The organism is Isoptericola hypogeus (assembly GCF_039531145.1).
Lineage (GTDB): Bacteria > Actinomycetota > Actinomycetes > Actinomycetales > Cellulomonadaceae > Isoptericola > Isoptericola hypogeus.
This window is the reverse complement of record NZ_BAAAPM010000003.1, coordinates 203,544-223,120: the sequence shown is the minus strand read 5'-3', so window position 1 is coordinate 223,120 and position 19,577 is coordinate 203,544. Positions and strand designations below refer to the sequence as shown.

The window sequence follows — 19,577 nt, the reverse complement described above, 5'->3', positions numbered from 1 at the left end:
CTCAGGCGGCGCGCGACCCCGCGAGGGCGGCCGGGACGTCGCCGACCTCGTCGCCGGCGGCGATGGGCACGCGCACCGCGTTGCCCCACTCCGTCCACGAGCCGTCGTAGTTGCGCACGTCCTCGATGCCGAGCAGGTACTTGAGCGCGAACCAGGTGTGGCTGGAGCGCTCGCCGATGCGGCAGTAGGTGATCACGGAGTCGTCGGCCTGGATGCCGAGGCCGCCCTCGCGGTAGATCGCCTCGAGCTCGGTGCGGGGCTTGTAGGTGCCGTCCGCGGCGACGGCCGTGGCCCACGGCACGTTGCGCGCGGTGGGGATGTGGCCGCCGCGCAGCACGCCCTCCTCCGGGTAGTCCGGGATGTGCAGGCGCTCGCCGGTGTACTCCTGCGGGGAACGGATGTCGACCAGCGGGCCGGTGCCGAGGTGGGCGAGCACGTCCTCCTTGAAGGCGCGGAACGTCGTGTCGTCGCGCTCGACCTCGGGGTAGACGCCCGGCGCGGGGGAGGGCACGTCGGTGGTGAGCTCGCGCCCCTCGGCCACCCACAGGTTGCGGCCGCCGTCGAGCAGGCGCACGTCCTCGTGGCCGAACAGGGTGAAGACCCAGGCCGTGTACGCGGCCCACCAGTTGTTCTTGTCGCCGTACAGCACGATCGTGGTGTCGCGGGAGATGCCGCGGCTCGCGAGCAGCTCCGCGAAGCCGGCGCCGTCGAGGTAGTCGCGCTCGACCGGCTGCAGCAGGTCGGTGTGCCAGTCGATCTTCACCGCGCCGGGGATATGGCCGGTCTCGTAGAGCAGCACGTCCTCGTCCGACTCGACGACGACGAGCCCGGGGGTGTCGAGGTTCGCGGCGAGCCAGTCCGTGGTGACGAGGCGCTCCGGGTGTGCGTACTCGGCGAGGCGGGGCGTCGGGTCGGTGGGTGCGGGCATGGCTCCTCCATCTGTCGGCATCTGCCGGGCCGGGCGCGGGTGGGTCGTGACCACTCTAGGAACAGTCCCACCTGCGCCGACAGGGCGCGTCCATCATGTGGGACCACGATGCGAGATGGCCCCCTCGAGACCGCATCGATCCGTGATGCGGAAAGGTTCTTCCGAAACCCTTGTGGGGTGCGTCACGCGCTGCTAGCGTCACCACTACCAACGGCGGGCACCGGGCCGCTCTGGCGTCAACGTCAGCGCGGTGGTCGACGAGGAGACTCGATCGATCCGACACCGGCAGCTATCTACCAGGTGGAACGACAACTCACCTGCAGCGGCCCGCCGTGCGTCCCTCGAGTCCGACGGCGTGGCCAGCGCCATCGCCGGCTGACGCCGGCGTGCCCGGGCCGCTGCCCGAACCGTGGAGACTCACCATGGAACGCAATGCCGTGGACACCCCCGTGGCCATTCCCGTGGACGCAGCACACCTCGAGAAGGCCGTTTCCCTCGCCGTCGACAGCGTCGCGAACGCCGGCGGGCCCTTCGGAGCCGTGATCGTCACCGCAGACGGCCAGGTCTTCGAGGGCAACAACCGCGTGACGCAGGACAACGACCCCACCGCCCACGCCGAGGTCACCGCCATCCGCCGCGCCTGCGCCGCGCTCGGCACCTTCGACCTGTCGGGCGCCGTCCTCTACTCCAGCTGCGAGCCGTGCCCCATGTGCCTCGCGTCGTCCCTCTGGGCGCGCGTCGACGCCGTGTACTTCGCGGCCGACCGGCACGACGCCGCGGTGGCCGGGTTCGACGACGCCGTGTTCTACGACTTCTTCGACTCCGGCCCGCAGGTCCGGGCCGCCGGAGGCGTCATGACCGTGCGGCACGAGCGGACCACGACCGCCCTCGCGCCGTTCGACGCGTGGCGCGTGCTCGACACCCGGATCGACTACTGATCCGCCGCCCAGGAGACCGACCACCCCCTCCGGAAAGGACACAAGGACGTGACCATCCTGGGAACGCGGCGGGACACCGCCGAGAACGACGACGCACGATCGACCGGCATCGCCCGGTCCACGCTGGACCGCCTGTTCAAGATCACCGAGCGCGGCTCGACCACGGGCCGTGAGATCCGCGGCGGCCTGGTGACCTTCTTCGCGATGGCGTACATCGTCATCCTCAACCCCCTCATCCTCGGCGGCACCAGCGCCGAGAACGCGCCCGTCGACGTCGCCGGCGGCTGGCTCGCGACCGCGCAGGTCGGGGCCGTCACCGGCCTGGCCGCGGGCGTGCTGACCATCCTGTTCGGGCTCGTGGCGAACCTGCCGTTCGCCCTCGCCGCGGGGCTCGGCATCAACTCGTTCCTCGCCGTTGCCGTGATCGGCGACGTGACGTGGCCCGAGGCGATGGGCCTCGTGCTCATCAACGGCCTGCTCATCGTGCTGCTGGCGGTGACCGGCGCCCGCTCGGCGATCTTCAACGCCGTGCCGCGCCAGCTCAAGGCCGCCATCACCGTGGGCATCGGCCTGTTCATCGCCTTCATCGGGTTCGTGGACGCGGGCTTCGTCACCCGGACGCCGGGCGGCCCGCCCGTGCAGCTCGGCGACGGCGGGTCGATCTCGACCGTCCCGACGATGATCTTCGTGCTCGGCCTGCTGCTCATGGGCGTCCTCGTGGCGCGCAAGGTCAAGGGCGGGCTGCTCATCGGGCTGGTCGCGACCACGATCGTGGCGATCGTCGTCGAGGCCGTGCTGCAGCTGGGCCCCGCGTCGGACGAGAACCCGGGCGGGTGGCACCTGTCCGTGCCCGCGCTGCCGGACTCGCTCGTGTCCGTGCCGGACCTGTCCCTGCTCGGGCAGTTCAGCCTCGGTGCGTTCGACCGCATCGGGGCGCTCGCCGCCACGATGCTCGTGTTCACGCTGTTCTTCACGAACTTCTTCGACGCCATGGGCACGATGACGGGCCTGGCCAAGCAGGGCGGGCTCGCCGACGCCGACGGCAACTTCCCGCGAATCAAGTCGGCGCTGGTGGTCGAGGGCGTGGGCGCGGTCGTGGGCGGCGCGACGTCGTCGTCGTCCAACACGGTCTTCGTCGACTCCGCGGCCGGGGTCGGGGAGGGCGCGCGCACCGGGCTGGCGTCGGTCGTCACGGGCGGGCTGTTCCTCGTGGCGATGTTCCTCACCCCGCTGACGGCGGTCGTGCCGATCGAGGTCGCCAGCGGTGCCCTCGTCGTGGTCGGCGCGATGATGATGAGGGAGATCAAGGAGATCGACCTGAGCGACTTCTCCGTCGCCCTGCCGGTGTTCCTCACCGTCGTGACCATGCCGCTGACCTACTCCATCGCCAACGGCATCGGGATCGGCTTCATCACCTGGGTCCTCCTGCGGTTCGCCTGCGGCAAGGTGCGCGACGTGCACCCGCTGCTGTGGGTGGTCGCCGCCGGGTTCCTCGTGTACTTCGTCCGCGGACCGCTCTCGGCGGCCCTCGGCGCGTGACGGGATCGCCGGTCGTGCCCGCCGGTCGTGCGTGTCGGGACCAGGGTCTCGGCACGCACGACCGGCGGCCCCCGACCAGCGGGAGAAGGGACTCCTGATGCTCACGCTCACCGACGAGCTCGCCCCCTGGCTCCGCAGGGGGGAGCCGCCGTTCGCCGTCGCGACCGTCGTCGCGGCGTCCGGCTCCGTGCCCCGGCCCGTGGGCACCGCGATGGCGGTGCGGGCCGACGGCGCCGTGCTCGGCAGCCTGTCGGGCGGCTGCGTCGAGGCGGCCGTGCACGCCGCCTGCCTCGACGCGATCGCGACCGGCGCGTGCCACCGCGAGACGTTCGGCTACTCCGACGACGACGCGTTCGCCGTCGGGCTGTCGTGCGGCGGCACCCTCGAGGTGCACGTGCAGCCCGTGCTCGGGCCCGACGACCCGGCAGCGCACGCCCTCGGGAGGATCGCCGCCGCGGGCCCGGCGCCCGCTGCGCTCGTGCGCCGTCTCGACGTCCCGCGGCCCACCGCCACCGTCCTGGACGGCGCGGCCGACGAGGTGGACGTCGCCCGGGCGCTGGCCGACGTCGTCGAGCCGGGGGCGCTGCGCGCCGCGGCCGCGCAGGTCGCGGCGGTGCTGCGCGCGGGCGGCAACGCCACCGTGCACGCCGCGCCCGGCGTCGCGGACGGCGCGTGCGACGACGAACCGGTCGCGCTCCTCGTGGAGTCGCGGCTGCCGCCGCCGCGGTTCGTCGTCGTCGGCGCCAACGACTTCGCCGGCGCCCTCGTGCGGGCCGTGCGGCTGCTCGGCTACCGGGTGACGCTCGTGGACGCGCGCGAGGTCTTCGCCGCCCCCCGGCGGTTCCCGCAGGCGGACGAGATCGTCGTCGACTGGCCCCACCGGTACCTGGCGGCCGAGGCCGCCGCGGGGCGGCTCGACGCGCGCACGGGCGTCGCCGTCCTCACCCACGACGCGAAGTTCGACGTGCCGGTGCTGCGGCTCGCGCTCGGCCTGCCGCTCGCGTACGTAGGGGCGATGGGCTCGCGACGTTCCCACGCGCAGCGCGTGCGGGCCCTGCGCGCCGACGGCGTCGGCGACGACTCGCTGGCGCGGCTGCGCTCGCCCATCGGCCTCGACCTCGGGGCCGTCACGCCGGAGGAGGTGGCGGTGTCGGTCGTCGCCGAGCTGGTCGCCGTGCGGCACGGTCGCTACCGCGTGGAGCCGCTCAGCCGCACGGAAGGCCCGCTGCACGCGCCGCCACGCGAGCCGGCACCCGCTCCGGCCCCCACGGCACCAGCACAGGCAGCACCAGCACCCGCAGCACCCGCAGCACCCGCACGAGCGAAGGAGCTCCTCCGGTGGACCTGAACACCGTCACCGACCTCGTCCTCACGGCCGACCCCGCCGACTGGCGCGAGGGGGACGCCTGGCTCGCCGGCGGCACGGTCCTGTTCTCGTACGGCAGCCAGACGCTGCAACGACTGCTCGACGTCACCGGCGCCGGGTGGGAGCCGCTCACCGTCACCGACGACGGCCTGGAGATCGCCGCCACCTGCACGGTCGCGCAGCTGTACGCGTTCCCGGACTCCGACGCCGTCGCCCGCGTGCGCGACGCGTGGCCGGCCCTCGGCCTGGTGCGGCCGTGCTGCGACTCGTTCGTCGCGTCCTTCAAGATCTGGAACACCTCGACGGTGGGCGGCAACGTCTGCACGTCGCTGCCCGCCGGGCCGATGATCTCGCTGACCGCGGCGCTCGACGGCGTCGCCGAGGTGTGGGGGCCCGGCGGGTCCCGGCGCACCCAGCCGGTGGCCGAGCTCGTCACCGGCGAGCTGCGCAACACCCTCGCCCCCGGCGAGCTGCTGCGCGCGATCCGGATCCCCGAGCGGGCGCTCCGCGCGCGGACGGCGTTCCGGCGGCTGTCGCTGTCGAACCTCGGGCGCTCCGGCGTCCTGCTCGTCGGAAGGCTCGACCCGCCGGACGGCGCCGCGCGCGACGTCGGGGACGACGGCGCCGGAGAGCTCGTCGTGACGGTGACGGCGTCGACGCGCCGGCCCGTCCAGCTGCGGTTCCCGGCCGCGGCCGGGAGACCCGGCCCCGACGACCTCGCGGCCGCCATCGACGCCGCGATCCCGTCCGAGCTCTACCACGACGACATCCACGGCCTGCCCGCGTGGCGCCGGGACATGACCTACCGCCTCGCGGAGGAGGTCCGCGCCGAGCTGCTCGACGGCGCGGTTCCGACGATCGGGCCGATCGTCCGGCCGACGACCGCGCCGACGGCCGCGCCGATCACCAGGCCCACGACCGGCCCGACCGACGGAGGCGACCGATGACCGACGCGACCACCACCACCGCCACCCCGGCCGGGACCCCGACACCGACGATCGTCGTCGACGGGCGCCCCGTCGACGCCACCCCCCGCGCGGGTCAGTGCCTGCGCACCTTCCTGCGCGAGCAGGGTTCGCTGGGCGTGAAGAAGGGCTGCGACGGCGGCGACTGCGGCGCGTGCACGGTGCACGTCGACGGCGTGCCGGTGCACAGCTGCGTCTACCCGGCGCGCCGGGCCGCAGGCCGCGACGTCACCACGATCGGCGGCCTGGCGGCCACGTGGACGGGTGCCGAGGACGGGGTCTCGACCGTTCGACAGGCTCAGGACGGCGCAGGCTCGACCGACGAGACGCTGCACCCGACCCAGCAGCAGTTCCTCGACGGCCAGGGCTTCCAGTGCGGCTTCTGCACCGCGGGCATGATCATGACCGCCGCGACCTTCGACGACTCGCAGCGCGAGAACCTGCCCCGCAGCCTCAAGGGCAACCTGTGCCGTTGCACCGGGTATCGGGCGATCGCGGACGCCGTGCTCGACGGCGACGCGTGCGGCGCTGCGCACCCGGCCGGCGCCGCGGCCTGCGACCACGGTCACGACGGCTGGACCCCGGCGCACGCGCGCGGCGAGGCGGTGCCCGCCGTCGGCGCGCCCGAGGACGGCGCGTCCGGCACCAATCCGTCCGCGGCGCCGTCGGGCCGCGCGTTCGGCACGTCCGAGCCCGCGCCGGCGGGCCGCGGCGTGGTCACCGGGCAGGTGCGGTACACGCTCGACGTCGACCCCGGGGCCTACCCCGGCCTGCTGCACATGAAGCTCGTGCGCTCCCCGCACGCGCACGCCCGGGTCGCGGCCATCGAGGTGTCCGAGGCGCTCGCGGTGCCGGGCGTCCGGGCGGTGCTCACGCACTCCGACGCGCCCGCGGCGCGGTTCAGCACCGCCCAGCACGAGCTGTGGACGGACGACCCGGACGACACGCGCGTCCTCGACGACGTCGTACGGTTCGTGGGGCAGCGGGTCGCGGCGGTCGTCGCGGACTCGGTCGCGGCCGCCGAGGAGGGTGCGCGGCGCGTGCGCGTCACGTACGACGTGCTGCCCGCCCTGATCGACCCCGAGCGGGCGATGGTGCCCGGCGCGCCGCTGGTGCACCCTGAGCTGGACCCCGTGACCGCGCGGGTGTCCCGCCCCGAGTCGAACGTCGTGGCGGAGGTGCACACCGAGCTCGGCGACGTCGAGGCCGCCCTGGCGCAGGCCGACGTCGTGCACGAGGCGACGTACCGCACCCAGCGCGTGCAGAACGCGGCGCTCGAGACGCACGCCGCGATCGCGTCCTTCGACGACGACGGGCGCCTCGTCGTGCGGACGTCGACCCAGGTGCCGTTCCTGGCGCGACGCCACCTGGCGCGGGTCCTCGACCTGCCCGCCGACCGCGTGCGCGTGCTGTGCGAGCGCGTCGGCGGCGGGTTCGGCGGCAAGCAGGAGGTGCTGGTCGAGGACGTCGTGGCGCTCGCGGCGCTGCGCCTGCGCCGCCCGGTGCAGCTCGAGCTGACCCGCACGGAGACGTTCACCGGCACCACGACGCGCCACCCGTTCCGCATCCGCGTCCGGGCCGGAGCCCGCCGCGACGGCACGCTCACCGCCCTGCACCTGGACGTGCTGAGCAACACCGGCGCGTACGGCAACCACGGTCCGGGCGTGATGTTCCACGGCTGCGGGGAGTCGATCGCCGTCTACCGGTGCGCCAACAAGAAGGTCGACGCGCACTGCGTCTACACGCACACGCTGCCCGCCGGCGCGTTTCGCGGCTACGGGCTGAGCCAGATGATCTTCGCCGTCGAGTCCGCGATGGACGAGCTCGCGCGGCAGCTCGGCCTGGACCCGCTCGAGCTGCGGCGGCGCAACGTCGTGCTCGAGGGCGAGCCCATGCTGTCGCTGAACCCCGAGCCGGAGGAGGACGTGCTGTACGGCAGCTACGGCCTCGACCAGTGCATCGAGCTCGCCGACGACGCCCTGGCCCGCGGACGGGCGCGCGACGTCGCCGCGTACGGCGCCGACCCGGCCGACCCCGGGTCGCCGTGGCTGGGCGAGGAGTGGGGGATCGGCGAGGGCACGGCCCTGTCCATGATCGACACCGTGCCGCCGCGCGGGCACCTGTCGCACGCCCGCGCCCGGCTGCGCCCCGACGGCGTGCTCGAGGCGGAGGTCGGTACGGCCGAGTTCGGCAACGGCACGACGACGGTGCACGCCCAGCTCGTGGCCAGCGCCCTCGGGCAGCAGGCGCGGGACGTCGTCGTGCGGCAGTCGGACACGGACCTGGTGGAGCACGACACGGGCGCGTTCGGCTCGACCGGGACGGTCGTGGCGGGCAAGGCGTCGCTCGCGGCCGCGACGGAGCTGGCGGAGCGGCTGCGCGTCGTCGCGGCGTCGCTCACGGGCGCGGCGCCGGCGGACTGCCGGCTGGTCCCTGGCGCCGTCGAGTGCGCGGGGCGCGAGGTGCCGCTCGCCGAGCTCGCCCGGCACGCCGACGCGGCAGGCGTGCGCCTGGTCGCGGAGGGGCGCTGGGGCGGCACCCCGCGCTCGGTGGCGTTCAACGTGCACGGCTTCCGCGTCGCGGTGCATCGCGGCACCGGGGAGATCCGCATCCTGCAGAGCGTGCAGGCCGCGGACGCGGGGGAGGTCGTCAACCCGCGCCAGTGCCGCGGCCAGGTCGAGGGCGGCATCGCGCAGGCGCTCGGCGCCGCGCTGTACGAGGACGTGGTGATCGACGACGCCGGGCGCGTCACGACCGACATCTTCCGCCAGTACCACCTGCCGACCTTCGCGGACGTGCCGCGCAGCGAGGTCTACTTCGCGCGCACCAGCGACTCGACCGGGCCGATGGGCGCGAAGTCGATGAGCGAGAGCCCGTTCAACCCCGTGGCGCCGGCGCTGGCGAACGCGCTCCGCGCCGCGACGGGCGTGCGGTTCACCGAGCTCCCGCTCGCCCGGGACAAGGTCTACCTGGAGATCAAGGCAGCGGCGTCCTGACCGCGAGATCGAGGTACGCGTCGCGAAGTCGAACCACCGAAGGTCGATCTCGGGACGGGCACGTCGATCTCGCGGTGGTTACCGCAGCAGGTCGAGGTCGGCCTCGGTGTCGACGTCGCGCCCGTCGCCGGGATGGGTGACGACGTCGATCAGGTCGGCGTGGGCGTCGAGCCAGTCGCGGGCGCCGCGGTCGCCGATGGCCGTCGCGACCGCCTCGGCCGCTACTGCGGGGTCCAGGACGATCGGGTGCGCGCGCCCTCGCCGGGCGTTCGGCTCGCGGGCGGGGGGCGGTGACGCGGCGCTGGACGGCGCGGACATCGATTCGCCGGACGGTGCCGGTCGCGCGGCGTCGGCCCAGCGGGACACGGTCACGCGACCGGGACGGTGCGCGGCCAGCAGTCGCGCGACGTCGTCGGGCCGCACGCCAGGCTGGTCGACGTGCGCGACGACGACCCGCGCGGCGCCGGCGTCCAGCGCGGCCGCGACGCCGGCCCGCAGCGACGACGCCATGCCCGTGGCCCACGCCGGGTTCACGACGACGGCGACCCGACCGGACCGGGGACCGGCGGCCTCGCGGGGATGGGCGTCGTCGGGCCGGCGGGGCCGCTCCTTGAGGCCGGCCTCCGACCGGACGCGGTCGGCCTGCGCCCCGAGGACGACGACGACCGTGTCGCAGCCACCGTCGGCGAGGACCTCGGCCACGTGCTCGACGAGCGGCCGGCCGCCGTGGGGGAGCAGCGCCTTGGGCCCGCGGCCGAGGCGGGCGCCCGCGCCCGCCGCCAGCAGGACGGCGACGGTAGGTCCGGTCGTCACGCGGTCGCCCGGCCCGTCGTCTCGCGACGACCGTCGTAACGCTCCTGGGCCGCGATGACCTCGTCGACGGCGCCCTCGAGCACGTCGATGAGCCCGATCAGCCGGTCAGCGACGCGGCGACCGAGGTCGGTGAGCGAGTACTCGACGTGGGGCGGGATGGTGGTGCGCACCTCGCGCACGACGATGCCGTCTCGCTCGAGCGTCTGCAGGGTCTGGGCGAGCATCTTCTCGCTCACGCCGTCGATGCGGCGACGCAGCGCGTTGAAGCGCACGGCGCCGTCTCGCAGCCCGGCGACGGTGAGCACGCCCCAGCGGCCCGTGACGGCCTCGAGCGCCTGCCGCGACGTGCAGTCGCGCGCGAAGACGTCGGCCACCATCGCGTCGGAGGGGCCGGGGCCGGTCGGGGTGAGGGCGTCGGGGGTCACCGCTCCAGGGTACGGTGCGGCGCTTCGGAACGCACTGTGACGCAGAAGGCACGGCTCGATGGTTGGCACTATCAAAAAGTAAGTGCATCCTGGAGGTGCCCGCCGCGATCGGCGGGCACCCGACAAGCCACAGGAGCACCGTCATGACCATCGCCGTCACCGGAACCAGCGGCCACCTCGGCCGGCTCGTCGTCGAGTCCCTCCTCGCGCGCGGCGCCGCACCCGCGGACGTCGTCGCGCTCGCCCGGACCACGGGCAGGGTCGCGGACCTCGCCGAGCGGGGCGTCGTCGTCCGCGAGGCCGACTACGACCGCCCGGAGACCCTCGGGCCCGCGCTCGACGGCGTCGACGTGCTGGTGCTCGTCTCCGGCTCCGCGGTCGGGCAGCGCGTGCGCCAGCACGGCGCGGTGATCGACGCGGCGAAGGGCGGCGGCGTCGGCCGCGTCGTCTACACGAGCGCCCCGCACGCCGACACCTCTCCGCTGGTCCTCGCGCCCGAGCACAAGGCGACCGAGGAGCTGATCGCCGCGTCCGGCCTCTCGACGACGGTCCTGCGCAACGGCTGGTACACCGAGAACTACCTCGGCGACGTGCAGCAGGCCCGCGAGACCGGCGAGATCGCGCACAGCACCGGCGACGGGCGGGTCGCCAGCGCGAGCCGGTCGGACTACGCCGAGGCCGCCGCCGTCGTCGCCCTGGACGCGCACCGCGACGGCGCGCACGACGGCTCCGTGTTCGAGCTGTCGGGAGACGTCGCATGGGGCTTCGACGAGCTCGCCTCCGCCGCCGCGGACGTCCTCGGCCGGCCCGTCAGCTACCGCCGCCTCACCCCCGAGGAGCACCGCGAGCAGCTGCTCGCCGCGGGGCTCGACGAGGGTACCGCCGGGTTCGTCGTCGCCCTCGACGGCAACACGCGCGACGGGCTGCTCGCCGAGACCTCGGGCGACCTCGCCCGCCTGATCGGCCGCCCGACGACGCCGCTCGCGGAGGGCCTGCGTCGCGCGCTGGAGGCCTGACGCCCCGCGGCGCCGGACGGCGACAGCCGCCGGCGCCGCGCTGCTCCTCGAGGCCCGGTGCTCCCGGGCGGGGAGCGCGAGGACGCGAGCACGCCGTCGGCGTCCTAGCGTCGGGGGATGACGAAGCGGGACGACGGCGAGTCCGGGGAGCGGTGGTCGCAGGACGTCACCGAGCACTCGGACGCGCTCGACCTCGAGGAGGACGTCTTCACCTGGGACGACCCGGCGCGGATCGCGGCGTCGCTCAAGCGGTCGGCCGAGGCCAGCGAGCGGCGCAAGGGGTCGCCGTACCAGTCGGCCATGTCGATGCTGACGTTCTACGTCAACCGGGCGGGGAAGACCCTGCCGGCCGCGCAGCGCGAGGTGCTCGAGCGTGCCAAGGACGAGCTGCGGAAGGCGTTCGGCAGGGACTGACGCGCGGTCCCGCCCGCCGAGCGGCGAGTGACAGGCGCCAGGCGCCCCTGCCCGCCCTGCGCCGGCCGGAGCCACCTGACGCCGTCGCGTCAGAGGCCCGCGAATCGGCCGACGGCGACGAAGACGGCGAGCGCGAGGAGGACGACGTTCACCGGCACGGACTTCGCCTCGCCGAGGCGCATGTGCAGCGGGATGGCGCCGACCTGGGTGAGCGCGAGACCGACCGCCGCGACCGGGGTGAGGACGGGCGCGACACCGGTCGCCCAGGGGAGGATCAGGCCGACCGCGCCGAGCACCTCGAGCCAGGCCAGGGTGCGGACGGCAGCGATCCGCTCGGGGGTGACCCAGCGCATCTGCTTGCTCAGCGCGTCGACCGGCTTGGTGGCCTTCATGAGCCCGGCGGCGAGGAACATGACGGCCAGCAGGCCGGAGGCGATCCACAGGGCGACGTTCATGCGTGATCCTTGCGAGACGGGCCGTGACGACCCGTCTGGTCAGTCACTCTTTGTGCCTGAGAGCATGATGGGTAATCTCAGCGACTCCTACAAAAGGCACACGGATGTGCCCGAGGCGCACCGGACGAAGGGCACGAGCATGAGCGCAGTCGAGACCGACGCGGTTGCCGCCGCGATGGCCGAGCTCCTGGAGCGGCAAGACCTCGGCCTACCCAGCGCCTGCGAGGCCACCGAGGCCACGGGCGAGGTGCGTTCGGTGCTCGACCGGGTGGGCGACAAGTGGAGCGCCCTCGTGCTCGGCACGCTCGCCCCCGGGCCGCGGCGCTTCACCGAGCTGCTGCACGGTATCGAGGGGATCTCGCAGCGCATGCTCACCCTCACGCTCCGCCAGCTCGAGCGGGACGGCCTCGTGAGTCGCACGGTGCACGCGGTCGTCCCGCCGCGGGTCGACTACGCGCTCACGGACCTCGGGCGGACCCTCTTGCCGCCCGTCATCGCCCTGGTCGAGTGGGCGTTCGGGCACACCGCCGAGATCCGGGAGCACCGGGAGCTCTACGACGCCCGGCGCGCCGAAGGTCGTGCCACGCCCTGAGCGGGCGAGGGCTCACCAGCCGGCGAAGCGGCCGACCGCGACGAACGCGGCAAGCAGGAGCAGCAGCACGTTGATGCCGAGCTGCGACGTCTCCTGCCGGCGCACGTGCACCATGATCGCGAGCACCTGCAGCAGCACCAGGCACGCGGCCGCGATCGGCGTCAGCACGGGCACGACGTCGGTCAGCCACGGCAGGATCACGCCGAGGGCGCCGGCGATCTCGCACAGGCCGATGAACCGGACCACGACGTCGGGGAAGTCCTCGACCCAGCCCATGCGGGACCGCAGCCGCTCCTTGCCGCGGACGAGCTTGACGAAGCCCACCATCAGGTAGCGCGCGGCCAGCAGCCCCGCGGCGACCCACAGTGCGATGTCCATCGGACCTCCACGCCGTCGTGCAGCAGTCGGAACCGTCGCGGGCGTCGTCCGCGACGCGGCGCCCGGGAACCGGTCGGTGACCGGCGGGGGGACGCCGTCGTACCTGGTGGCGAACCTACCGCGCACCGGCGGCGCGGGGAACGACCCGGGCCGCCGGGTGTCGCCGGTGTCGCCGGGTGATCGATCCGTCGCCGTCCGGGTGTCGTGCTCGGGCCGTTCGCCCGATATCTTCTGGTCGTGACCCGAGCGAGCGAGACCCTCCCGTCCCTGTCGGCGCTGCCCGCCTGGCTGGTGCCGTCGGTGTACCTGCACTGGTCGGGCGACTGGCTGCGCGAGTCCGTCGCGATCGCGACGCGCTCGCGCGAGCACTCCCTCCCGGGCGGCCCCGACGGTCCGCAGCGGGGCGACGTCGTCGTGACGGTGCTCGGCGAGGCCGGCGTGGTCGCCGCCGTCGAGCTCATGGGTGCGACCGACGGCGAGAGCTGGGTCTCGGACGACCTCTTCGGCCCGGACCGGCCGATCGTGTGGGCCGACCTCTTCGAGGGCGCCGACACCTACACGGGATCGTCGGGGTGGCTCCCGGCCGAGCACGCGCGCCTCGTCCTCGACGGCGTCGCCGAGCAATTCCGCGGCGGGCCCGTGCACACCCTCGACCCGGGCGACTGCGGCACCGGCGTCACCGCGCCCGACGTGCACGCGCTGCGCATCCTCGGCCACCGCGCCGTCACGGGCTGGGCGATGCGCCGCGAGGAGCGGTGCGCGTCGTGCGAGCGGTTCGTCGACGTCCACCAGATGCGTGCGCACGACGACGGCGCCGTCCGGCTCGGCACCACCACGGCGGGCGGGCGCACTCTCGAGCAGGTCGTGCGCGACGTGCACCTGCTGTGCGAGCCCTGCCACGACCTCATGCACGCGCACAGCGTCGCCGCGCAGCGCGCCCGGATGCGCCCGCAGTGCCCGGGCTGCGGGGCGCGCGGGCGCACCAAGCGCGTCGTGTGGGGCATGACGTTCCAGGACGACGTGATGAACGCCGAGCCGGACGTCGTCTACGGCGGGTTCGAGGTGCCGGTGCCCACGCCCGAGTGGTACTGCACCGCGTGCCACGCGAACTTCGGGAGCTCCGTCATCGCGTCGCGGGCGCTCACGTCGGCCGGGACGGGCGAGGTGCCGGGGCCGACCCCGCTCGTCACCGACCTGCCCGGCGACGAGCCGGCGGCCTGACGGCGGGTCGCCGGGCGGCCGCGGGCCCTCAGGCCACGGCCGGCACGGGCGCCGGTGCCGCCCGCCGGTGCCGGCGCACGAGGCCGTGCTCGGCGGGCGGGACGAACGGCGCCAGGCGCAGCGGCATCCCCGCCTCGAGCGGGGTGCGGTCGGCCTTGAGGTGGTTGCACGGCACGCACGCCGCCACGAGGTTGAGCCACGACGAGTCGCCCCCGCGCGAGCGGGGCACCACGTGGTCGACCGTCTCGGCCGGGCCGCCGCAGTAGGCGCACGCGCCGTCGCGCCGCTTCACGCCCTCCTTGGTGACGGCGGGGCGGCCCGCGCCGCGGTACCGCCAGCGCATCGCCACGTAGCGGACCAGGCGCAGCACGCGGGGGAGCGGGTACGGGCCGAAGCGGTGCCCCTCGACGGCCTCCTCGACCACCGCGACACCCCGGACCAGCATCGTCACGGCATGCTTCACCGACACCCGGTGCAGGGGCTCGTAGCCCGCGTTGAGGACGAGCACGTCGGCCACGGTCGTGCTCCCTCCTGGCGGGGCGCGCGGTCGGCGCGCGGGGCGGCTCCTGGGCGAGATCGGGGGCGTCCTGCTGTGAGGCGGGTCACAAGGGCCCGCCGAGGTGAAAGTATGCCGCAATCCCGCGGAAGTCCAGGGCCTGGGAGCCCGTGGCGTCGGGCGATGAGTCTGCGATGCCGCACCGGTCCACCCCGTCGAACCGCTCCCAGGGAGGACGACATGAGGCTCAGCGTCAACATCTTCACCTCGCTCGACGGCGTCGTGCAGGGCCCCGGAGGGCCCGACGAGGACACCCGCGGCGGGTTCGACCGAGGCGGCTGGTTCATGCCGTACACCGCCGACCCCATGTTCGGCGGGATCGTCGACGGCTGGTTCGCGCAGGCCGACGCCTTCCTGCTCGGCCGCACCACGTACGACATCTTCGAGGCGTACTGGCCGCAGGTCACCGACCCGCAGGACGCCGTCGCGGCGAAGATCAACGCCGGCCCCAGGTACGTCGTCTCGTCGACGCTGCGCGAGCCGGCGTGGGCGGGCACGACCGTGATCGACCCGGCGTCGTCCGACCTCGCGACCGAGGTCCGGGCGCTCAAGGACGCTCCGGGCGGCGAGCTGCAGGTGCACGGCAGCGCGCGGCTCGCGAGCTCCCTGCACGACCTGGGCCTGGTCGACGTCTACCGGGTCTTCGTCGCGCCCGTCGTCGTGGGCGCCGGCGCGCGGCTGTTCGACGTCGGCGCCGCGCCGTCCGGGTTCGACGCGACCCGGTCGCAGATCGGCGACGGCGGGCTGGTGTACCTGGAGCTCGAGCCGCGGCCGTTGGAGGTCGCCGAGTCGCAGATCGTCGACGGCAGGAACGAGCTGCGCTGACCGGCGCCGAGACGGCGACCCGCCGGCCGACCCCGCGATCAGGCCCTCGGGCCGGGATCGCGGGGCCGACCGCCTGGTCGCCGTCAGGTGAGCGGCGTCGTCACCTCTTCGCCTCGAAGACGAGGTTGAACGGCGTCTGCGCGACCTCCCGGAACCGGGTGAGCCCGCCGGCGGTCAGGACGTCCCGGATCCTGGCGGGTCCGGCCTGCGTGCCGAGCGCGAGCCCGACGTCCTGGGCGAGCGACGTCGGCGTGCACAGCAGCGTCGAGAAGCCGTAGTAGGTGCGGCCGACGGGGTTGAGGTTGTCCTCGACCCGGTCGCCGGCCATCGGCTCGACGATCATCCAGGTGCCGTCGTCTGCCAGGGCGTCGCGCACGTGCCGGGCGGCGCCCACCGGGTCGCCCATGTCGTGCAGGGCGTCGAACATCGTCACGAGGTCGAAGCCGGTGCCGGGGAACGTCTGGGCCGACGCGACCTCGAACCGGACGCGGTCGCCGACGCCCGCGGCGTCGGCGCGCTCCCGCGCGGTGCGGATCGACGCGTCGTGGTAGTCGTAGCCGACGAACGTGGACTCCGGGTAGGCCTCGGCCATGAGGATCGTCGACGAGCCGTGGCCGCACCCGACGTCGGCGACGACCGCGCCCTGGCGCAGCTTGTCCACCGTCCCGTCGAGGGCGGGCAGCCACGCCTCGACGAGGTTCGCGTGGTAGCCGGGCCGGAAGAACCGCTCGCACCCCACGTGCACGTCGGGGCCGTGCTCGTGCCAGCCGAACCCGGCGCCGGACCGGGCGGCCTCCAGGATGTGCTCGGTGTCGTGCACGGTGCCGAGCGCGAGCTGGAACAGGCCGGGCAGGAAGGCGGGGCTGTCCTCGACGGTCAGCGCCACGGCCTGCTCGGGCGGGAGCGTGTAGCGGCCCGACGCCGGGTCGTAGGTGACGTACGCCCCGGCGGCCTGGGCGTTCAGCCACTCGCGGGCGTACGGCTCGGCGGTCCCCGTGCGCTCCGCCAGGTCGGCGGGCGTGCTCGGGCCGTGGGCCGCGAGGTCCCGGTAGTAGCCGAGCTTGTCGCCCATCACCACGAGGGCGGCGTTCAGGGTCGCGCCGGCCTCCTCGACGGCGCGGAACACGAACGCCATCAGGGTGTCGGGGTCGACCTGCGGTGCGGGCTCGGTGGTGGCCGCGCCGGTCGTCTGGGTGTCCGTCATCGTTCTCTCCGTCGTGAGTACGCCGGCGTGGCCGGCAGGGTGCCCTCAGCGCCGAACGTAGGTCGCAGGGGGTGACATCGCGTCAGGGGCCCCACCTGGTCCTGCGGCGCTGCCTAGACTCGAACCGTGCTCCTGGGGCGCGACGCGGAGGTCGCGACGATCGACCGGCTCCTGGCCGGGGCCCGGCTCGGGACGGCGGGGACCCTCGCCGTCCTGGGGGACCCGGGCGTCGGTAAGAGCGCCCTGATCGAGCACGCGGCCGCCCGGCTCGGGCCCGAGTTCCGCGTCCTGACGGCGACCGGCACCGCCGCCGAGGCCGGGCTCGCGTTCGCGGGTCTGTCGCAGCTCTTCGCCCACGAGCTGGACCTGCTCGGCGGGCTGCCGGCGCGGCAGGCGGCCGCCCTCGCGGCGGCGCTCGCGGTCGGCGACGTCCCGGACGGCGGCGGGGGCGCGGACGGCGACGCGGACGGCGAGGCCGGCAGCGACCGGCTCGCCGTCGGCGCCGCCACGCTCGGGATACTGACGCGGCGCGCGGAGACCGGGCCGGTCGCCGTCCTGGTCGACGACCTGCACGACCTCGACGCGCCGTCGACCCAGGCCCTGCTCTTCGCCGCGCGCCGGCTGTCGGCGGACCGCGTGGCGGTGATCCTCGCCGCCCGGACCCCGGAGATCGGCGCGCTGGTCGACGGCCTGCCGGCGCTCGTCCTCGACGGGCTCACCGAGGCCCCGGCGCGTGCCCTGCTGGAGCGGACGGTCGGGGCGCCCGTGACCCGCGACCGGTTCGCCGAGCTCTACGACCGCGCGGCCGGGAACCCGCTCGCGCTCATCGAGCTCGCGACCCATCCGGAGCCGCTCTGGCCCCAGGTCCCCGGCATGCCGTCGACGGTCCCGGAGACGATCACCCGCGCCTTCGCCCGCCGCGTGCGGCGGCTGCCCGTCGCGACGCAGGACCTGCTGCTCGTCGCGGCCGTCTCGGGCGGGGACGCCTCGGTCACGGCTGGGGCGGCGGCCGCCCTCGGGCTGGACCCGGCGTCGCTGGGCGCCGCCGAGGACGCCGGGCTGGTGACGTCGGCCGCCGGGAGCATCGCGTTCCGGCACCCGCTGCTGCGGTCCGTCGTCTATTCCGGGGTGCCGGCCACCCGGCGCCGTGCCGTGCACCGTGCGGTCGCGGACGCGCTGCCTCCCGGAGACGAGGACCGCCGGGCCTGGCACCTGTCGGAGTCGGTCTGGGACCCCGACGGGCAGGTCGCCGGCCTCCTCGCCGCCGCGGCCGAGCGCGCCGTCGGACGGGCCGGGTACTCCGTCGCGTCGACGGCGTACCAGCGGGCGGCCACCCTCAGCACGACCCCGGCGGAGCGGGACGACCGCCTGCTGCGCGCCGCGGGCACCGCCTGGGCGGCGGGGGAGGCCCCTCGGGCGGTGTGGCTGCTCGACGACCTGGCAACGCAGCAGCCGCCGCCCGCCGTCGCGCGCTCGGCGCTGGAGCTGCGTGCCACCGTCGCGGCCCGGACCGGCGCGCTGGGCGAGTCGGTCGCCATGCTGCGACGGCTCGCGCGGGACACGCCGTCGCCGGACGACCGCGTGCACCTCCTCGCCGACGCCGCGCTGACGTCGTTCTTCCTCGGCGCCACCGCGACCTCCCTCGAGCTCGCGGACGACCTCGAGGAGCTCCTGCCGTCGGTCACGACGTCGCGGGCCCGCGCCCAGGCGCTGGTCGGCTGCGGCATCGCCCGGGTCCTCGCCGGCCGGGGCGGGACCGCCGAGATCGAGGCGGCCGTCCCCCTCCTCGAGGCGGACGACGGGCTCGCCTCCGACCCGCGGTGGTGGCAGTGGCTCATGCTCGTGCCCCTGTACCTCCGGGACGCGTCGGACGGGACCGCGCTCGGGCGTCGGGTCCCGGAGGTGAGCCGCGTCGCGACGACGGCCGACCTCCCGGTGCTGCTGTTCCTGCGGGCCCGCGGTCACGCGGCGGGCGACGAGTGGGACCGTGCCACGGCGGAGTACTCCCTGGCGGTCGACATCGCCCGCGAGACCGGTCAGCAGGCCCCGCTCGCGGCGGCGCTGGCGGGCCGGAGCTGGCACGAGGCCCGGCAGGGGGACGCCGACCGTTGCCTGGCGGATGCCCGAGAGGCCCTCGTGCTCTGCCACGAGGGCGACATGCACCTCCTCCAGGCCTGGGTGCGCTTCGCGCTGGGCGACCTCGCGCTGTCGCGCGGCGACGTCGCGGTCGCCGTGCAGGAGCTCACCGGGCTGGAGGGGCTGCTCGCGGGTCACGGGATGGACGACGTCGACCTCGCGCCCGTGCCCGAGCTCGTCGAGGCCCTGCTGCGGTCGGGCGAGGTGGCCGGCGCGCGCCGTCGGGTGGCCCCGTTCGTGGCCGCGGCCGAGGCGAAGGGCCAGCCCTGGGCGAGGGCGCGGGCGTACCGGGCGAAGGCGCTCGTCGGCCCCGACACCGACGTGGACGAGGCCTTCTCCGAGGCCCTCGCCCTGCACGACCGGACGCCGGACGTCTTCGAGACGGCCCGCACGCAGCTCGCGTTCGGGGAGCGGCTCCGTCGTGCCGGGCGCCGGGTCGACGCGCGGGAGCGGCTGCGGGCGGCGCTCGCGACGTTCGAGCGTCTCGGGGCCGTGCGCTGGGCGGACCGGGCCGCCGCGGAGCTCACCGCGACCGGCGAGGTCGTGCACCGGTCCGGGGACGGCTGGCGTGCGGGGCTCACGCCGCAGGAGCTCCAGGTAGGTCTCCTGCTCGCCGACGGGCACACCACTCGCGAGGCGGCCGCCGCACTCTTCCTGTCGCCCAAGACCGTGGAGTACCACCTGCGCAAGGTGTACACGAAGCTCGGCATCCACTCGCGCGAGGAGCTCGCCGCGTCGATGACCGGCACCGCCGCCGCCGGTGCGACGCCGGGGCAGCGGGCCGGGCCCCGGCACGCCTGAGCGCGGGGC

Annotated in this window: 18 protein-coding genes; 11 read left to right on the top strand and 7 right to left on the bottom strand. The window is 75.0% G+C overall.

Annotation, left to right across the window (positions count from 1 at the left end; genetic code table 11):
• Window position 1: 1 nt before the first annotated feature.
• A complete protein-coding gene (locus ABD254_RS03365; RefSeq protein WP_344245655.1) occupies window positions 2-928 on the bottom strand; it encodes a sulfurtransferase in 927 nt (308 codons plus the stop codon).
• Window positions 929-1,350: 422 nt separating this feature from the next.
• On the opposite strand from ABD254_RS03365, the gene ABD254_RS03360 reads away from it, so the two are divergent.
• The 5 genes from ABD254_RS03360 to ABD254_RS03340 all read left to right on the top strand — a co-directional run bounded on the left by ABD254_RS03360 (window position 1,351) and on the right by ABD254_RS03340 (window position 8,732).
• Entirely contained in the window at window positions 1,351-1,866 is a 516-nt protein-coding gene (locus ABD254_RS03360) for a nucleoside deaminase (protein ID WP_425553632.1), read from the top strand.
• Window positions 1,867-1,923: 57 nt separating this feature from the next.
• Window positions 1,924-3,405 (top strand): NCS2 family permease, encoded by a 1,482-nt coding sequence (locus tag ABD254_RS03355; RefSeq protein WP_344248478.1) that lies wholly within the window; start codon window positions 1,924-1,926, stop codon window positions 3,403-3,405.
• Window positions 3,406-3,502: 97 nt separating this feature from the next.
• Complete coding sequence (locus ABD254_RS03350) at window positions 3,503-4,753, top strand: XdhC family protein (RefSeq protein WP_344245653.1); 1,251 nt, start codon at window positions 3,503-3,505, stop codon at window positions 4,751-4,753.
• Window positions 4,744-5,718, top strand: coding sequence for an FAD binding domain-containing protein (locus ABD254_RS03345; protein WP_344245651.1), 975 nt, complete (start codon window positions 4,744-4,746; stop codon window positions 5,716-5,718). Before ABD254_RS03350 ends, ABD254_RS03345 begins: the two co-directional genes overlap by 10 nt.
• The gene (locus ABD254_RS03340; RefSeq protein ID WP_344245650.1) at window positions 5,715-8,732 is read left to right on the top strand and encodes a molybdopterin-dependent oxidoreductase; all 3,018 of its coding nucleotides are present in this window, start codon (window positions 5,715-5,717) and stop codon (window positions 8,730-8,732) included. Before ABD254_RS03345 ends, ABD254_RS03340 begins: the two co-directional genes overlap by 4 nt.
• A gap of 78 nt (window positions 8,733-8,810) precedes the next feature.
• On the opposite strand, the gene ABD254_RS03335 is transcribed toward ABD254_RS03340, so the two are convergent.
• Both ABD254_RS03335 and ABD254_RS03330 read right to left on the bottom strand, forming a co-directional pair.
• The gene (locus tag ABD254_RS03335) at window positions 8,811-9,545 is read right to left on the bottom strand and encodes a nucleotidyltransferase family protein (RefSeq protein WP_344245648.1); all 735 of its coding nucleotides are present in this window, start codon (window positions 9,543-9,545) and stop codon (window positions 8,811-8,813) included.
• A complete protein-coding gene (locus ABD254_RS03330) occupies window positions 9,542-9,970 on the bottom strand; it encodes a winged helix-turn-helix transcriptional regulator (RefSeq protein WP_344245646.1) in 429 nt (142 codons plus the stop codon). Before ABD254_RS03330 ends, ABD254_RS03335 begins: the two co-directional genes overlap by 4 nt.
• A 143-nt stretch (window positions 9,971-10,113) precedes the next feature.
• On the opposite strand from ABD254_RS03330, the gene ABD254_RS03325 reads away from it, so the two are divergent.
• Entirely contained in the window at window positions 10,114-10,986 is an 873-nt protein-coding gene (locus tag ABD254_RS03325; RefSeq protein ID WP_344245644.1) for an SDR family oxidoreductase, read from the top strand.
• A 117-nt stretch (window positions 10,987-11,103) separates the two neighbouring features.
• Window positions 11,104-11,400: a DUF3175 domain-containing protein gene (locus ABD254_RS03320; protein ID WP_344245642.1), complete on the top strand. Its 297-nt coding sequence runs from the start codon at window positions 11,104-11,106 to the stop codon at window positions 11,398-11,400.
• Between the two features lie 89 nt (window positions 11,401-11,489).
• Here the strand turns inward: ABD254_RS03320 and ABD254_RS03315 are convergent, their stop codons facing one another.
• Window positions 11,490-11,855: a DoxX family protein gene (locus ABD254_RS03315; protein WP_344245640.1), complete on the bottom strand. Its 366-nt coding sequence runs from the start codon at window positions 11,853-11,855 to the stop codon at window positions 11,490-11,492.
• Window positions 11,856-11,994: 139 nt separating this feature from the next.
• Here ABD254_RS03315 and ABD254_RS03310 point away from each other — a divergent pair, with 139 nt between their 5' ends.
• The gene (locus ABD254_RS03310; protein ID WP_344245638.1) at window positions 11,995-12,447 is read left to right on the top strand and encodes a winged helix-turn-helix transcriptional regulator; all 453 of its coding nucleotides are present in this window, start codon (window positions 11,995-11,997) and stop codon (window positions 12,445-12,447) included.
• A gap of 12 nt (window positions 12,448-12,459) precedes the next feature.
• Here the strand turns inward: ABD254_RS03310 and ABD254_RS03305 are convergent, their stop codons facing one another.
• Window positions 12,460-12,825 (bottom strand): DoxX family protein, encoded by a 366-nt coding sequence (locus tag ABD254_RS03305; RefSeq protein ID WP_344245636.1) that lies wholly within the window; start codon window positions 12,823-12,825, stop codon window positions 12,460-12,462.
• A 237-nt stretch (window positions 12,826-13,062) separates the two neighbouring features.
• Here ABD254_RS03305 and ABD254_RS03300 point away from each other — a divergent pair, with 237 nt between their 5' ends.
• The gene (locus tag ABD254_RS03300) at window positions 13,063-14,046 is read left to right on the top strand and encodes a hypothetical protein (RefSeq protein ID WP_344245634.1); all 984 of its coding nucleotides are present in this window, start codon (window positions 13,063-13,065) and stop codon (window positions 14,044-14,046) included.
• A gap of 28 nt (window positions 14,047-14,074) precedes the next feature.
• On the opposite strand, the gene ABD254_RS03295 is transcribed toward ABD254_RS03300, so the two are convergent.
• Window positions 14,075-14,563, bottom strand: coding sequence for an HNH endonuclease (locus ABD254_RS03295; RefSeq protein WP_344245632.1), 489 nt, complete (start codon window positions 14,561-14,563; stop codon window positions 14,075-14,077).
• Window positions 14,564-14,782: 219 nt separating this feature from the next.
• Between ABD254_RS03295 and ABD254_RS03290 the strand changes: the two genes are divergently transcribed.
• Window positions 14,783-15,427: a dihydrofolate reductase family protein gene (locus tag ABD254_RS03290; RefSeq protein ID WP_344245630.1), complete on the top strand. Its 645-nt coding sequence runs from the start codon at window positions 14,783-14,785 to the stop codon at window positions 15,425-15,427.
• 100 nt (window positions 15,428-15,527) lie between these two features.
• On the opposite strand, the gene ABD254_RS03285 is transcribed toward ABD254_RS03290, so the two are convergent.
• Window positions 15,528-16,631 (bottom strand): class I SAM-dependent methyltransferase, encoded by a 1,104-nt coding sequence (locus ABD254_RS03285; protein WP_344245628.1) that lies wholly within the window; start codon window positions 16,629-16,631, stop codon window positions 15,528-15,530.
• Window positions 16,632-16,757: 126 nt separating this feature from the next.
• Between ABD254_RS03285 and ABD254_RS03280 the strand changes: the two genes are divergently transcribed.
• A complete protein-coding gene (locus ABD254_RS03280) occupies window positions 16,758-19,568 on the top strand; it encodes an ATP-binding protein (protein ID WP_344245626.1) in 2,811 nt (936 codons plus the stop codon).
• Window positions 19,569-19,577 lie beyond the last annotated feature (9 nt).